The 15,163-nt window shown below is 41.6% G+C and carries 13 protein-coding genes, 1 pseudogene and 1 riboswitch; of the genes and pseudogenes, 4 read left to right on the top strand and 10 right to left on the bottom strand.

The features are described from left to right. Positions 1-509: 509 nt before the first annotated feature. The 6 genes from AC3ISB_RS02615 to AC3ISB_RS02590 form a co-directional block, all read right to left on the bottom strand. A complete protein-coding gene (locus AC3ISB_RS02615) occupies positions 510-872 on the bottom strand; it encodes a P-II family nitrogen regulator (protein ID WP_098370452.1) in 363 nt (120 codons plus the stop codon). Positions 873-886: 14 nt separating this feature from the next. Continuing rightward, positions 887-2,101 (bottom strand): ammonium transporter, encoded by a 1,215-nt coding sequence (locus tag AC3ISB_RS02610; RefSeq protein WP_144550419.1) that lies wholly within the window; start codon positions 2,099-2,101, stop codon positions 887-889. Between the two features lie 305 nt (positions 2,102-2,406). Beyond that, a complete protein-coding gene (locus AC3ISB_RS02605; protein WP_098370450.1) occupies positions 2,407-2,610 on the bottom strand; it encodes a YbdD/YjiX family protein in 204 nt (67 codons plus the stop codon). Positions 2,611-2,623: 13 nt separating this feature from the next. Continuing rightward, positions 2,624-4,678 (bottom strand): carbon starvation CstA family protein, encoded by a 2,055-nt coding sequence (locus AC3ISB_RS02600; RefSeq protein ID WP_098370449.1) that lies wholly within the window; start codon positions 4,676-4,678, stop codon positions 2,624-2,626. Positions 4,679-5,058: 380 nt separating this feature from the next. Continuing rightward, on the bottom strand, positions 5,059-6,819 hold the full coding sequence (locus AC3ISB_RS02595) for an ABC transporter ATP-binding protein (RefSeq protein WP_339202304.1): 1,761 nt from the start codon (positions 6,817-6,819) through the stop codon (positions 5,059-5,061). Between the two features lie 4 nt (positions 6,820-6,823). Beyond that, positions 6,824-8,572, bottom strand: a complete 1,749-nt coding sequence (locus tag AC3ISB_RS02590; protein ID WP_489275475.1) for an ABC transporter ATP-binding protein — start codon at positions 8,570-8,572, stop codon at positions 6,824-6,826. 450 nt (positions 8,573-9,022) lie between these two features. Between AC3ISB_RS02590 and AC3ISB_RS02585 the strand changes: the two genes are divergently transcribed. Further along, positions 9,023-9,583 carry a nitroreductase family protein gene (locus tag AC3ISB_RS02585; protein WP_489275473.1) on the top strand — a complete coding sequence of 187 codons (561 nt, stop codon included), beginning with the start codon at positions 9,023-9,025 and terminating at the stop codon, positions 9,581-9,583. 308 nt (positions 9,584-9,891) lie between these two features. Next, positions 9,892-10,059, top strand: a pseudogene (locus AC3ISB_RS02580) (transposase); the annotation flags it as partial. A 245-nt stretch (positions 10,060-10,304) separates the two neighbouring features. Here AC3ISB_RS02580 and AC3ISB_RS02575 read toward each other — a convergent pair. After that, positions 10,305-11,651, bottom strand: a complete 1,347-nt coding sequence (locus AC3ISB_RS02575; protein ID WP_144527874.1) for an aspartate kinase — start codon at positions 11,649-11,651, stop codon at positions 10,305-10,307. Between the two features lie 203 nt (positions 11,652-11,854). Beyond that, positions 11,855-12,355, bottom strand: coding sequence for a preQ(1) synthase (gene queF / locus AC3ISB_RS02570; RefSeq protein WP_061461394.1), 501 nt, complete (start codon positions 12,353-12,355; stop codon positions 11,855-11,857). Positions 12,356-12,459: 104 nt separating this feature from the next. Continuing rightward, positions 12,460-12,505, bottom strand: a riboswitch (PreQ1 riboswitch). Between the two features lie 130 nt (positions 12,506-12,635). On the opposite strand from queF, the gene AC3ISB_RS02565 reads away from it, so the two are divergent. Beyond that, a complete protein-coding gene (locus AC3ISB_RS02565; RefSeq protein WP_260398002.1) occupies positions 12,636-13,493 on the top strand; it encodes a DMT family transporter in 858 nt (285 codons plus the stop codon). A gap of 90 nt (positions 13,494-13,583) precedes the next feature. Next, the gene (locus AC3ISB_RS02560) at positions 13,584-13,874 is read left to right on the top strand and encodes a BA3454 family stress response protein (RefSeq protein ID WP_098370443.1); all 291 of its coding nucleotides are present in this window, start codon (positions 13,584-13,586) and stop codon (positions 13,872-13,874) included. Between the two features lie 247 nt (positions 13,875-14,121). Here AC3ISB_RS02560 and AC3ISB_RS02555 read toward each other — a convergent pair whose 3' ends face one another. Together AC3ISB_RS02555 and qoxD are read right to left on the bottom strand one after the other, a co-directional pair. Further along, on the bottom strand, positions 14,122-14,577 hold the full coding sequence (locus AC3ISB_RS02555) for a YfmQ family protein (protein WP_489276841.1): 456 nt from the start codon (positions 14,575-14,577) through the stop codon (positions 14,122-14,124). A gap of 300 nt (positions 14,578-14,877) precedes the next feature. Continuing rightward, positions 14,878-15,162, bottom strand: coding sequence for a cytochrome aa3 quinol oxidase subunit IV (gene qoxD / locus AC3ISB_RS02550; RefSeq protein WP_076370787.1), 285 nt, complete (start codon positions 15,160-15,162; stop codon positions 14,878-14,880). Position 15,163: the final 1 nt, after the last annotated feature.

The raw sequence follows: 15,163 nt of genomic DNA, 5'->3' as shown, positions 1-15,163 counted from the left end.
TCGTTTTCTGGAAAACTTACATTTTTTTGAATTCACATTTCGTAAAATAAAGAAAAATGGAAGTAACTAAGCGAAAAACGTCAAAAAAAGCAAAAAAATCGTATTTAAATTTATATCCTTATTCATTATAGTTGGAAAGCTCCCCGATTTCCATGGGGGATTCTAGAAAAAAGTTTCCTTATGACTAACATTTAAACTCCACAGCCGAGGTTGGGCATCAAACGCATAAAGAAGCCGCTCTCCCTATATTGGATAGCGGCCGAAAGGTTATTTTTTAAAACGGGGATTTTGAAACGAGGATTTTATTCGAAGGGATAATATCTCTTCTAAGTTTTTCAGTGGCAATTCCAATAAAAAGGGTCGGTCATCAGGTTGATATACATCCTCTGAAATGAGCGTATTAACGATCTTCTGTTTTTTCGCATTAACAATTCGGACCAGTCTCCCCATTTTCAGCTCCCTTTCCTTAATCTACTGTATCCGGCACATTCGCCGAATTAATCACAGCATCAGATGTCATTCTTTAACGCATCATGACCTTCTTTTCCGGTCCGGATATTCACAACATTCGCCAATTCATACGTGAAGATTTTACCGTCACCAGGCTTACCGGTACTCAAGAATTTCCTTGCTACATCCACAACGTCCTGAACTGGCACCTCACACACAACGATTTCGATTTTCATTCGGTCATGCAATGACATTTCACGATTTCTTCCTCTATATGTTTCCACATAACTTTTCTGAAGACCCGTTCCTTTTACTTCCGATACTGTCATTCCGCTTACCCCAATTTTTGCAAGTTCCGCTTTAAATTGTTCAAACTTGATAGGACGTGTAATGATTTCTATTTTCGTTAAAACTTCGGACATATGAGCCCCCCCCTTTAAATTGATTCGTGATAAGCTTTTTCTCCATGAAGTGTAAGATCGAGCCCCATTGACTCATCTTCTTCACTGACACGCAAAGGCACGAGAAGGTTAATGACTTTCGCAACGATATAAGTGACCACGGCAACGAAAATATATGTCGCGACGATCGCTACAAGCTGCTTCCACAACAAGTTGAAATCGCCATAGAATAAACCATTTGCACCGCTGTCGTTTACAGAAGTGGTCGCGAACAAACCTGTAGCGATGCCACCCCATGTCCCACCGATCCCATGTAATCCGAAAGCATCAAGTGCATCGTCGTAACCCAGTTTATTCTTCAGGAAGAAAACGCCCCAGAAACAAACGGCACCGCCGACGACCCCGATAATCATTGATGATGCAGGCGTTACGAATCCGCAAGCAGGTGTAATAGCTACCAATCCAGAAATAGCTCCTGATACTGCACCCAGCAATGTTGCCTTTTTATTAGCCATATACTCAACGATCAGCCAGCCAATGATACCAGCAGCTGCTGCAACAGCTGTATTAACAAATACATTCATCGCCACTTCATTGATTGTCAGTGCACTCCCGACGTTGAAGCCATACCAACCGAACCAAATTAATGAACCGCCGAGGAATGTTAAAGGAAGATTATGCGGTGCACTGTCACCCGACTCTTTCCTTTTACCTAACATGATCGCTAAAACCAGACCCGCAACCCCTGAAGAAATGTGAACGACGTTGCCACCTGCAAAGTCAAGTGCACCCAGTTCCGCTAACCAACCGCCTCCCCATACCCAGTGTGCAACGGGAGCGTATACGAATAAGGACCAAAGGATCGTGAAAATCAGGAATGCTGAAAACTTCATCCGCTCGGCAATGCCACCTGCAATGATCGAGACTGTTAACACGGCAAAAGTCATTTGGAATAACATGAACAAACTATGAGGAATTGTTTCGCTGTATGGTCCTGGTGCAAAACCTACATCCTTTAAACCAACCCAGTCAAGACCGCCCAGAAATGTATTACCAGGTGAAAATGATAATGAATATCCAATCAGCACCCAAAGAATCGAAATGACAGCCAGTGGCATATAACTATGCATTGCCGTATTCAGGACATTTTTACTTTTTACCATCCCTCCATAAAATAGGGCAATCCCTGGTGTCATTAGCCAAACCATCATCGTCGCCAAAAACATGAATACCGAATCCGCCATTTGCATACTGTTTTTTCCCCCTTATTTTTGTATATGTTATGTTTATTAACACTTAAATGTTATGTTTTTTATCATATACTTAATTTTCTAAAAATTCAACTTAATTTTTATTTTCCATAAAAATATGTAAGGTTATATAACATCAATATGAATAAAGAATCAGAAACTATGGTTTTTTTCGTTTTGAAAATACTTTTCACCACTTTCACGACTCCATTCCCATTACATTCCCCCTCTACTTATGTCCCGTTCTAAAAAAATCCCATTAAAAAAAGGGCCTCCTATTGAGGACCCTTTTAAAAAAAATATCATTAACAGCAACGAGACACTTTCCCACCCTTTGCGTTATACCGCTCATCCTGGGCTTCACAGAAAAATTCTTTCCTGGTTTTCACAGGATCTTCAGGATGATGCATTCTCATATGTGCCACATAAGTATCATAACTCGGCACGCCGACTAGCAAACTGACGAATTGCTTTCTGTAGCTGAGAATTTTAATTAATCTTTTCAACATTGCCTTCCCTCCCTTATGACGACCTTGATACATAAGGTGTTTCATGTAAATCTATTTTCTGGTTCTTCAAGACTTTTATCCATAACCGAATTGCAGAAATCAGAACCGTGATCACAACGATCATGAAGATGGCACATAGGGCAGCATCGACATAATCATTGACGATAACCCGTTTCATCTCGGCAAGGTTAGCTGCCGGAGCAAGAATTTCCCCATTATCATAGGCCTCTTTAAACTTATCTTTATGTGCTAAAAAGCCAATAGCCGGGTTTTCGTGGAACAGCTTTTGCCACCCAGCCGTCATGGTCACTATCAACAAGAATGTAGTAGGTACAAGAGTGACCCATGTGTACGCTTTTTTGCCCATTTTGAAAAGGACCGTAGTCCCAAGCAGCAACGCAATGGCGGAAAGCATTTGATTCGCAATTCCAAACAATGGCCAAAGGGTGTTGATTCCGCCAAGAGGATCAATGACCCCTTGATAAAGGAAGTACCCCCAACCGATTACACAAATGGCAGTCGCAATAATATTGGGCAGCCATTTATTCGTTTCGGCAAAAGGTTTGTAAAAGGTCCCGATGATATCCTGTATCATAAAACGCCCTACCCTGGTTCCAGCATCAATGGTGGTCAATATGAACAATGCCTCGAACAGGATCGCGAAATGATACCAGAACGCCATCAGGGACGCTCCGCCAATCACTTGCGAGAAGATATGGGCCATGCCGATAGCAAAGGTTGGAGCTCCTCCAGTACGGGATATAATGGTCTCTTCCCCAACATCGTCGGCAAGGCCTGTAATCATCTCAGGTGTCAAAATGAAACCCCAATCGGATATCGTAGCGGCCACTTGAGCAGGCTCCGTTCCCACAACGGCACCCGGGCTATTAATGGCAAAATAGATACCAGGAGTCAGTACACAGGCTGCTATCATCGCCATGATGGCTACAAAGGATTCAGTCAACATCGCCCCGTATCCGATTGGACGTGAATGGGATTCGCGTTCGATCATTTTAGGAGTTGTACCTGAAGAAACGAGTGCATGGAAACCTGATACCGCCCCACAAGCTATCGTAATGAATAGGAACGGGAATAAGTTTCCGGAAAATACGGGTCCTGTTCCATCAATGAATTGAGTGACAGCAGGCATTTCAAGGCTCGGCATGACAATAAAGATACCAAGTGCAAGTCCGATGATCGTACCGATTTTCAAGAATGTACTTAAGTAATCACGCGGTGCCAATAACATCCATACAGGCAAAACAGAGGCAACGAATCCGTATACAATCAACATGATGGCAATCGTTTCCCCACTGAATGTGAACATCGGCGCCAATGTAGCGCTCTCTGATACAAAGCGACCGAAATATAACGCGAGCATCAATAGTATGATTCCGATAATCGATCCTTCGCCAACCCGTCCCGGCCTTATATAGCGCATGTAAATGCCCATAAGCACAGCGATCGGTATGGTCGAGGCAATCGTGAACATCCCCCATGGACTTCCGACGAGCGCCTTTACGACAACCAGGGCAAGTACCGCTAATAAAATGATCATGATACCCAGGATACCGATCATCGCTATCAAGCCTGTAATCGGTCCAATTTCCTCCTTGATCATCTCTCCCAATGATTTGCCGTTACGGCGCATCGAACCGAAGAGAATGATGAAATCCTGTACGGCACCAGCCAATACAACCCCGACTACAAGCCATAGTGTCCCTGGCAAATATCCCATCTGCGCTGCAAGGATGGGACCAACAAGAGGGCCAGCTCCAGCAATCGCTGCAAAATGGTGGCCAAACAACACCCATTTGTTTGTAGGAACATAATCTTTCCCATCATTATTCGCTTCCGATGGAGTCTGGCGATTGTCATCTAGCTCAAACACTTTCCGTGCAATGAATTTACTATAAAAGCGGTATGCAATTGAATAAACACAGAGTGCCGCAGTGACAATCCACATGGCATTGATGCTTTCCCCCCGGTTTAGCGCGACGAAACCAAAACTCACCGCACCCAACGCAGATATGATCCCCCAAAGAATGACTGACTTAAGCGCTTTCATTTTTTTCCATCTCCTCTCTATTGAACTGGTGTGCAACTATAAAAAACCTCATTTATAAGGGGCCAGGGCTATATTCCTCCCCTAACCCATTAAATTTAAAGAATTTTATATATATTCTGAATTATATGTTACCATAAGGTTTTTTAGCAATAGCAAATTGGTCAATTTGTAAAGTATTTTCCATTATTTTGTCGATATTTCCCTCTGTTCCCACCAAGATGGAATTGGTGATTTTCACGCTTTAAAAAAAACGCATTTGGTGAAAAATCCACATTTTTGAAGGTGCATCTTTAAATGAATGGAAGGCAATCCCCAAGTTTAAAGTCGTTATAATGGGACCAACACAAAAAATGTGCGCCCTGACGGCACACATTCTTTCTTCATCCAATCTGGTTTCCCCTTAATGAACTGCGAAATAGTTCGTAATAAAAACCTCTCTGCCGCAACAATTCTTCATGGGATCCCTTTTCAATGATCCTTCCTTCATCAAGTACAAGGATTTGGTCACTTTGCTGAATTGTATTCAATCTGTGGGCAATGACAAAACTTGTCCTTCCCTCCATCAAACGGTGTAAAGCCTCCTGGATTTTAAGCTCTGTAATCGTATCTATGCTACTTGTCGCTTCATCCAAAATCAAAAGAACGGGATCGGCTAAAATAGCCCTGGCAATCGATAATAGCTGGCGCTGTCCCTGGCTTATTCCACTGCCATCCTGATTCAAGATGGTATCATACCGATCCGGCAGTTTCATGATAAAGGAATGGGCATTGGCAAGCTTGGCTGCATTCACCACTTCTTCATCTTCGGCATCCAGTCGACCGTAGCGGATATTTTCACGAATCGTACCTTGAAACAAAAAAGAATCCTGTAAAACGAAGCCCATATGCTTACGGAGACTGGACCTCGTCACCTGTTGGATATCCTGGCCATCAATCAATATCCGGCCGCTGTTCGGCTCGTAAAAACGGGCAAGAAGATTAATGATCGTAGTCTTACCTGCCCCAGTGGGACCTACAAGCGCGATGGTCTCCCCTTTTTCCGCACGGAAATCAACATCATATATCGTTTGCTCCTCATCATTATACGAAAAGGAAACACCCTCAAATTCCACATCACCACGGACATCACGAAGTTCAGAGGCCTGTTTCTCATCCACTTCCTCTTCTTTTTCATCAAGTATGGTGAAAACCCGCTCCGCACCGGCAACAGCTGAGAGAAGTGTATTGAATTGGTTAGCCAGGTCATTGAGTGGACGGGTGAATTGCCTTGAATACTCGGTGAAAATGACAATGACCCCGATGGAAACCGTCCCTATGCCACTCAGCGCCAAAAACCCGCCTACAGCGGCTATTACCGTGAAGCTTAAGTTGTTCAGTAAATTCATCAATTTCGGAATCAGCCCAGAGTATGATTGTGATAGGAAGCCAGCTTTCTTTAAGTTTTCACTCCGGATGACAAAATCTCGGATCACTTTATCTTCCTGTGAAAAAGCCTTTACGATCCGTTGTCCGGAAATCGTTTCTTCTATAAACCCATTCAGTTCTCCAAGATTCTTTTGCTGTTCTTTAAACAGCTTTCCCGTCCGGTTCGTTATCCACCTCAGCCCGAAGAACATAAGAGGAACGATTAATAATGTTAAAACAGTTAATAAAGGGCTCAAATACAGCATAACTCCGATTGTCCCGACCAGTGTCAGCACACTGGAAAAAATCTGGATGACTGAACTATTCAAAGTGGAACTGACATTTTCTATATCATTCGTGACCCTACTCATCAATTCCCCATGCTGACGCCGGTCAAAAAAGGGAATGGACAATTGGTGAAGCTTTTTGAACAATTGATTGCGCATTGCATAAACCGTATCCTGCGCGATTCCGATCATCCAATAATTCTGAAGCCACATGGATAAGGAATAGAATATATAGACCCCGAGAAGTCCGAAAAGAAGGCTGATCAGCCCCCCGCTATCTCTTGTGACAATATAATCATCAATGGCCATCCCAACAAGAAAAGGGCCAAGCAATCCCAAAACCGAGCTTATCAGTACCATGAAAAGGACACAATATAGCAGGCTTTTATTCGTTGCTAAGTAGGGAATGATCCTCTTTATCGTATTCCAGGAGTTGACCGGTTTAGTCATTGTCTTATCGGGAGATATTCTTCGACTCAAGAGAAATCCCCTCCTCCCCAAACTGTGAGTGAACGATTTTTCGATAAAGATCGCTTGTTTGCATCAAATCCTGATGTTTCCCCAGCGCAAGCACTTGACCACTTTCCAGCAACAATATTTTGTCCGCCTCCATGGCTGTACTGATTTTTTGTGTAATGATGAGCGTTGTGCATGTATAGTCCTTTAAAGCGGCAAGCAATTTACTTTCCGTTTTCAAATCCAGCGCACTAGTACTATCATCCAGAAGGAGAATCTTTGGTCTACGCACCAATGCTCTTGCGATCGATAAGCGCTGTTTTTGCCCTCCGGAAAGATTCACACCTTTTTGCCCTAACTTTGTCTCATATTGTTTCGGAAGTTTCATTACGGTCTCATGCACCTGAGCATGCATGGCCGCTGTCACGATTTCCTCCATCGAGGCATCTTCTTTTCCCCAAGCGACATTATTTTTTATTGTTCCTGAAAAAAGCAGGGCCTCTTGCGGTACATAGCCGATCCTTTTCCGCAGCGAATTCAAGGGAATATCCTTCACATCCTGGTCATCAATTCGAATGGAGCCGCTTTCAACTTCGTATAATCTCGGAATCAGCTGAAACAGTGATGTTTTCCCTGATCCTGTCGCTCCTATGATGGCAAGCGATTCTCCCGGATCGATGGAGAAGCTCAAGTTTTTCAATATCGGGGTATCGGTTCCAGGATAGCGGAAAGATACATCCAGAAACTTGATGCCTCCCCCATCGAAGGCCCCACTCTTGCTTTCCGCCTTGCCTTCATCAATATCTATCGGGGTTTCAAATATTTCCGTCACACGTACCGCTGAAGCCTTCGCACGGGAAATGACCATGATCAACCATGAAAAAACGGAAAGGGATGCCGCAATCCTCGTGGCATAGTTGACAATCGCCACAACCTCCCCTACCTGTATATCTCCCGTTGTTATAAATTCGCTTCCAAGCCAGAGAATGATCAGAATCGCCACATTCATGACAAGCATCAGCACAGGCATCGTCGTTTCAATTAAACGAAGGGAAGTCACAGTCTTTCTTTTCAACTCTTCATTCGCATCGTCAAATCGGCCGATTTCATGCTCCTTACGAAGAAAAGCTTTGATCAAGCGCATGCCTATCAGGTTCTCCCTCATGACGCCATTGACATTATCGAGTTTATTCTGTACGAGCTTAAACAGCTTGGCCGCTCGTTTCATCACCCATCTAAGGAAGAAGACAAGAACCGGAATTGAAATGACCAAAACAAGGGATAGTTTCAAATCGACCGTAATAGCCATTATCGCCCCGCCGATTACAATCAATGGCGCCCTTGCCATGATACGCAGGCCCATAAAAACCGTATTTTGAAGTTGGGTCACATCATTCGTCATCCTTGTTATCAACGAGGAAGTAGGGATATTATTCAAATTCGCAAAAGAAAACGCCTGTATTTTACCAAAAAGGCTTTTCCTTACATCATGTCCAAAGCTTTGACTTACATGTGATGCCGTAAAGGAATTAACGATCCCGCCAAGGAATGAAAAAACGGAAAGCCCAACCATGACACTTCCCCATTTAATCACTACCGATAAATCTTTCTGCAAAATGCCATCATCAATTATTTTTGCTATAAATAGAGGTTGTAACAGCTCTACCCCTAGCTCGACAATCATTAAGGATAAAGCAAGAATGATCAAAAGCCAGTAGGGCTTAAGAAATGAGGACAAATTTTTCATCTATGACACCCTTCAATTCTTCATATGTAGATACCATCTTTTCATCCTCTCATTATACATTTTTATACAGATTTTTTAAAAGATTTTAACTATTATATAGGATTGGTAAATATATTGAAATTTTTTTAATAAATACCCTTGACAAATTACAGGAAATAAGCGAAAATTCTAATTGATAATGATTTTCAATTTCATTATCGATCTCTGAAATTTGATAAGCAATTACGATATTCTCTTATCGTACCCTTTTGATATTGTACATAGCTACAATGTCGCCCCGGCTTCTCTGTGCCTAGTAAAATTATATGCTCATTAGCGAATGCAAGTCACTAGAATATTGCCCCCTCTTTATTCAAGTAATTTATTCACGTTGGAAGCATATTAGGCAGCCGGGGATTATTTTTTTAAAACTATTAAACTTACATATATGATTAAAGGAGCAGGATGATCATGAAACTAGAAGATATCATTAAAGAACGGCGCAGCATCAAACGATTTAAGGACATTCCTGTTCCTATTGATACCATCCAATCATTATTGGAAACTGCAACATGGGCACCGAACCATAAAATGACCCAACCATGGCGCTTCGTCGTGGTGCATGGTGATAGCCGTTTAAAACTCGCGGAAGCAACCAGTGCATTCATGGCAGGCAAAGAGAAGGACCCTGAAAAGAAAAAAGCGGCCGGTCAGCGAGGATATAATAAACTTATAGGTGTACCGATGTTTGTCGCGGTGATCATGGAAGAGAATCCGAATCCCATGACACGTGAAGAAGATTATGCGGCCACAAGTGCATTGATCCAGAATTTCAGCCTGCTTGCCTGGGAACAAGGAATTGGGATGATATGGGAAACATACGGCATAATACACAGCATGGAGTTTCGTGAAGCTTTAGGCGTGAAACCCGGCGAGAAGATCGTCGGCAGCCTTCACGTCGGCTATCCCGATATGATTCCCACTCCACGTCCAAGGAAAGAGATCGATCAACTCCTGACAATTATGGACTAACATAAAAGGAAAGCCTCCAATCTTCTATTAGAAGGCTCAGACTGTAGACAAACTCGATAAAAATCGAGTTTGTCTACAGTTTTTTTATGGCCTTTACAATTTGAACGTGGATTGTAACGTAGGGCACTCGCTTTCCGCGGGCGGTCCGGGAGCCTCCTCGGCTTACGCATGCGATGTCTCCCCTAGACAAGCTTTTCCCGCAGGAGTCTCGCACCTTACACTTCAATCAACTTTGTTTTAAACATATAGATCTTATTCCTACAGTCTTTTTTGTATTATATAGAAGTATTAAACTTGAGGTGATAAGGATGCTTTCTAAACATGATTCTATTCAGCAAGATCAACTCGAAGTGATTACTTTAAATCAATTGGTGCCAGTGAATCATTTGGCTCGTATACTTGATGCTGCCATTAACACCTCTTTCATTTATGATTTGGTGAAAGATATGTATTCAAAGGTTGGACGCCCCTTTTTATCCGTTTCAAGAGCGTCAACTCCGTTCTCCTCCAATTGCTTTAGCCACTTGACAAATGGGTAATATTGAATTAAAACAGACGCGCTGACCCTCTACAGCGCGTCTGTTAGCTTGGAATGATTATCCCCACACGGTCATTGCCACTTTCATAAAGAACCAGATGAAAAGTCCAGCCGTATGTATAGTGACTAAAAGATTACTAACAAAAAACCCCCTTCTAAAAGGAGGTCACTGAACTATTATTCTCAAAAGAACTCGTGATATAATGCCTGAATTGCCGTCTCTTCGTTATGCCCTTTCACACCGAACATCATGCTTACCTCCGAAGAGCCCTGGTTAATCATCTCAATATTCACCTTTGCTTCGGCCAAGGCTCTTGACGCTCTTGCCGTTGTACCGACATTATGGCGCATTCCTTCCCCTACAACCATGATCAAGGCAAGATCATGCTCCACATTCACTTCATCAGCATGAAGCTCTTTCTTGATCCGTGAAATGATTTTCTTCTCGGCTTCACCCTTCATCTGGTCCTGCCTTAGAATAAGCGTAACATCATCGATGCCTGATGGAATATGCTCATATGAAACTCCATAATCTTCGAGGATGTGCAGCAGTTTCCGGCCAAAACCAACTTCCCTGTTCATCAAATATTTGCTAATGTAAATGCTGCAAAATCCTTTATCACTTGCAATACCAATGACCGGCCCGTTCGTATTATCCCGTGTACTCACAATGCGGGTCCCTTGTGCCGCCGGATTGTTCGTATTCTGGATATGGACAGGTATTCCCGCACGGAATGCTGGAATCAGCGCCTCATCATGAAATACCGAGAAACCTGCATAAGAAAGCTCACGCATTTCACGATAAGTTAATTCCCGGATTCCCTTGGGATTGGAAACCACATTTGGATTCACCGCATAAACGGCATCCACGTCCGTAAAGTTCTCATACAAATCAGCTTTGACCCCATTCGCAAGAATCGAACCCGTAATATCGGAACCGCTTCTTGAGAAGGTTAAAACATCACCATCTAACGTATAACCGAAGAACCCTGGGAATACTACGATTCCAGGCTCATCACGCAGAGCATATAACCGATCATAAGACTCTGGCAGCACCTTGGTAAATCCACCTTCATCCGTTACGATCAAGCCAGCCTTCTTCGGATTTATATACTGCGCCTCTACCCCGCGGCTTTGGAAATAACCCGCGACCAGCTTCGCATTATTATCCTCGCCACTGGCCTTCAAGGCAGCCAAATAGCGCTTCGGGTTAGTCTGGTCTGCATGCAACAGTGCCATTAAATTTTCATGGATCCCAGTGATGACACTCTCGGATATATCCAGTTCTTCAGCAATGCTCGCATAGCGGGATACGACATCTTCTATCAAATGCTCTCCGTTATCCCCGCGCAGCTGCTGTTCCGCAGCTTCAATCAATAAATCCGTCACCTTTATATCATCGGAATTGCGTTTCCCTGGAGCTGAAACGACTACAATTTTCCTCTCTGGATCAGAAACAACAATTTCGAACACCTTTCTCAACTGTTCACCTGACGCAAGTGAACTTCCACCAAACTTCGCAACTTTCATCTCGACATCCCCTATTTTCGTAAATATTCTGTCATAATTAGCTCTCCCTATTATTACGCTTTTTCTCGAAACAATCAAGTGGAAATTCCGTTATAGGAGGACATTTGTATTTTTAAAACGGACAAAGAGACAAGACCATTGATCGAGAATGGCTAAAAAACTAAAAAAGACAACGGGCATTTGCCCATTGTCTCTCCTATTCTTTAGCGATTATCCACGGTTTCCGGGTATAGGTCATGGTTCATCAAGCGGTAATCCGCCATTTCCTCATACTTCGTACCTGGTTTCCCATAATTCGTGTAAGGGTCGATGGAAATTCCGCCCCTAGGTGTAAACTTGCCCCAGACTTCAATATATTTAGGATCCATCAATTCGATTAAATCATTCATGATGATGTTCATGCAGTCTTCATGGAAATCACCGTGATTGCGGAAGCTGAATAAATAAAGTTTCAAAGACTTGCTTTCCACCATTTTCACACTTGGAATATAGCTGATGTAGATGGTCGCAAAGTCCGGCTGGCCCGTTATCGGACATAAGCTAGTGAATTCCGGGCAATTGAATTTGACGAAATAATCCCGGTTCGGATGCTTGTTATCGAATGACTCAAGGATTTCAGGCGCATAGTCGAATGTATATTTTGTTCCTTGATTCCCAAGCAGTGTGATATCTTTTTTTAATTCTTCTTCTTTTCTTCCAGACATTAAAAGTCCTCCTAATCCCACGTTTCAGGGAGATTCATAAAATGGGCCTCTATATAACAAAAACCATATCTCCTCAAAGATATGGTTGATTCGCGAAAAATATCAAAGCCATAGTTTTTTTAAGAGGGTGATGCTATGAACCTCTCCCGTTTACCGGGAAATATTTTAAAATTGTCATAGTAAATATAGAAAAAAATATCTAATCTGTCAATCATACTTTTTAAATTTGGTTTGATTCCTGCATGCATTCAGCTTAAAATGTAGAAGAAGTTTATCCTACATGAAGGAAGAGATTACGTCAATGTGGATTTTTGCAGCCCTCATCACTAGTTTATGTTTCGGAATCAATAACAGCATTTTTAAATGGAGTAGCGGAAAGGGTTACTCAAAAGTACATATCCAATTTTTCTTTTATTTTTCAGCTTTTATTTTGGCCATATTTTATGGAGTGTTTGTGGATGGTTTACAGTTTAACTGGCTGTCCATCATGCTTGGTGGAGCCATTGGGGTACTGAACGCTAATGGTAATATCCAGATGGCAAGCGCCTTTGAAAAAGGGCCGGCAAGCTTGACATCCCCATTAATCGCAGCGAATGCAATATTCCCCATTCTCTGTGCAGCTTTAATTTTTCACGAACATATTTCTACTTTGCAGTGGACTGGAATCGTCTGCATGTTTCTTGCTACATTAGTCATTCAGTATACACCTAATGCTAAAGGTAACCATCAATATGTCCCTTGGATGATGCACACATTATTATCCATTTTATCTTTTGGTGTGCTCGGCATTCTTATGACGACATCAACACGTCTTCATTTAAATTCCCTTGATATCCTGGTATCAATGTATGGAGGCGGAACTCTTTATCTTCTTTCGGCTCTGGCCTTTAAAAAGGAAAAAATCAAGCTACAGGAAGTCAAAATCGGTTCCTTAGTAGGCCTTTTAAGCACTATAGGCTATGGATGTTATTTCTTTGCGTTGAACACCGGCATCGCAAGCATCATCTTCCCTGTCGTCAGCCTGAACTGTTTAGTTGTCGTATTCGCAGGATGTTATTTATTCAAGGAAAAACTAAAAAACTATCAAATTGCCGGCGTACTTGCAGCATTAATCGGCATTATCTTGACTAAAATATGAATTTAGTTCATTTACAAAAACGACCTGGCTGTCATGAGTACAAGCCAGGTCGTTTTTTATTTTGCCGGGGAATAGAGTGGTCAAAAAAAAGTGTTGACACTTCCTAAAAAATATCAGATAATTTTGAATATTAATTCGTTAGGTTTTACCGCTTTTGAAATGTTTGAAAAATCCTCTGCCACGGGTATTAAAGAAATAGGTACAACCACCTCATTTAATTCTGAATTAGGAAAGGAAAGATGCATAATGGTAAAAGTTACAGTAACAGTTGATTTTCAAGGGAAATCTTATCAAACTAACGTACTTACTAAACCGGATACAGATCATGAAGTAATTTTACAACAAGCGCTTCATCAAGTTGAAAAACAATGGAAAGCATAAAAAGGCAGGCATCGCAATAGATACCTGCTTTTTTAATACCATTTCATATGCGCGATTAAAGAACCTCTTACAGCAACTCCCTCACTTTTAATTGCTTTTTCCAAAATAAACTAAAATTGAGACGTCAGTGTGTGCGTTAACCTCTTAATCTGAATAACAAGTAATTTAGAGTTGTACCTAAGGATTACATTATAAAAGACTTATAAAAAAAGATGGTCTTTTTAAGGACCGTCTTTTTAATGTTCTTTTAAACTAAATTTCTTATTAATGGCATGGAACGCTCTTGGAGGCTATCTGAAAGCAGGCTATAAGAAATGACTTTCTTCTTGTACTGTTTAACTACATCCACGTGGTCATTGTAAATGTACACAAATAACCTAACATCCTTTTTGCTTCTTTTAGTATCTATGACCAATGGAGTCCCACTGTTCTCTGGATGTAAAAACAATTGCTCGTTCCCTGGGAATATATGTTTTTTTTTCAAAAATCTAGCGTTATTAAAATAATTAATAACTTGAATTTTTTCTTCACCTTCCAAACGTTTTCCGTCTAAGGTTACGATCGCATTCTCGTCACTAATTTCTGAGTGTATTTTAAATTTGCTGATAATCCAATTAACTGCATCGGTCGGAAGACAGGAAACCAATATTTTTAACAAACTTAAGATAATTGTCAAAATCAAGACCGGCAATGTCAAGTTCATCATCTCCGCTACGTTTATAAATACTTATATCGCTTATTATATCAAAAGGTCTGACAGTTTTTCTTAGAAAATGTGTACGTTCTATTAACGTTTTACTTTTGTAAAACTTTACACTAGAACGCACGGCCGCGCTTCGAAAGGGGAAAATTTTTCTTTTATAAATATAATGTTCCGAAATGGTAATACTAAACAAAATGGGTTCATCCACATCTTCAAAGTATGAAGTGGATAGAGCGGTATATTATTAATTAAATACAAAAAACTGGGCGTCATCAAGACGCCCAGTTTTTCCGGAATGGATTATTGATATCCCCAAACCATTGTTAGCAATGTACCGAAAATTGTAACCAATGCAACGAACAATCCGTAATAAACGTTTGTGTAAATCGATGCTTTATCTTCAGACTCTCCTGCATGCATGAACATAACAAATTGAAGTGCAGCTTGCATGAAAGCTGTAACAAGTAGGATGATCACAGCCATTTTAAGTGAGAGATCAAACACAATAACTGATAGTGCGACCAAAGTCAGAACTAGCGAAAAAGCAAATCCCATAACTTGGCCCCGTGGGAATAGTTCTTTCATA

It is taken from the genome of Peribacillus sp. GL_122 (genome assembly GCF_057835005.1).
Note: the sequence above shows the minus strand (reverse complement) of the source record. Positions and strands in the feature narration are given on the sequence as shown.

Bases quoted from the DNA above. Each gene is read 5' to 3' on its own strand.
- AC3ISB_RS02600 (WP_098370449.1), bottom strand. From the start codon at position 4,678: ATGAAAGCGCTTAAGTCAGTCATTCTTTGGGGGATCATATCTGCGTTG.
- AC3ISB_RS02575 (WP_144527874.1), bottom strand. From the start codon at position 11,651: ATGAAAGTTGCGAAGTTTGGTGGAAGTTCACTTGCGTCAGGTGAACAG.
- AC3ISB_RS02610 (WP_144550419.1), bottom strand. From the start codon at position 2,101: ATGCAAATGGCGGATTCGGTATTCATGTTTTTGGCGACGATGATGGTT.
- AC3ISB_RS02585 (WP_489275473.1), top strand. From the start codon at position 9,023: ATGAAACTAGAAGATATCATTAAAGAACGGCGCAGCATCAAACGATTT.
- AC3ISB_RS02555 (WP_489276841.1), bottom strand. From the start codon at position 14,577: ATGAACTTGACATTGCCGGTCTTGATTTTGACAATTATCTTAAGTTTG.
- AC3ISB_RS02595 (WP_339202304.1), bottom strand. From the start codon at position 6,819: ATGACTAAACCGGTCAACTCCTGGAATACGATAAAGAGGATCATTCCC.
- AC3ISB_RS02565 (WP_260398002.1), top strand. From the start codon at position 12,636: ATGAAGGAAGAGATTACGTCAATGTGGATTTTTGCAGCCCTCATCACT.
- qoxD (WP_076370787.1), bottom strand. From the start codon at position 15,162: ATGAAAGAACTATTCCCACGGGGCCAAGTTATGGGATTTGCTTTTTCG.
- AC3ISB_RS02615 (WP_098370452.1), bottom strand. From the start codon at position 872: ATGTCCGAAGTTTTAACGAAAATAGAAATCATTACACGTCCTATCAAG.
- AC3ISB_RS02605 (WP_098370450.1), bottom strand. From the start codon at position 2,610: ATGTTGAAAAGATTAATTAAAATTCTCAGCTACAGAAAGCAATTCGTC.
- AC3ISB_RS02590 (WP_489275475.1), bottom strand. From the start codon at position 8,572: ATGAAAAATTTGTCCTCATTTCTTAAGCCCTACTGGCTTTTGATCATT.
- queF (WP_061461394.1), bottom strand. From the start codon at position 12,355: ATGTCTGGAAGAAAAGAAGAAGAATTAAAAAAAGATATCACACTGCTT.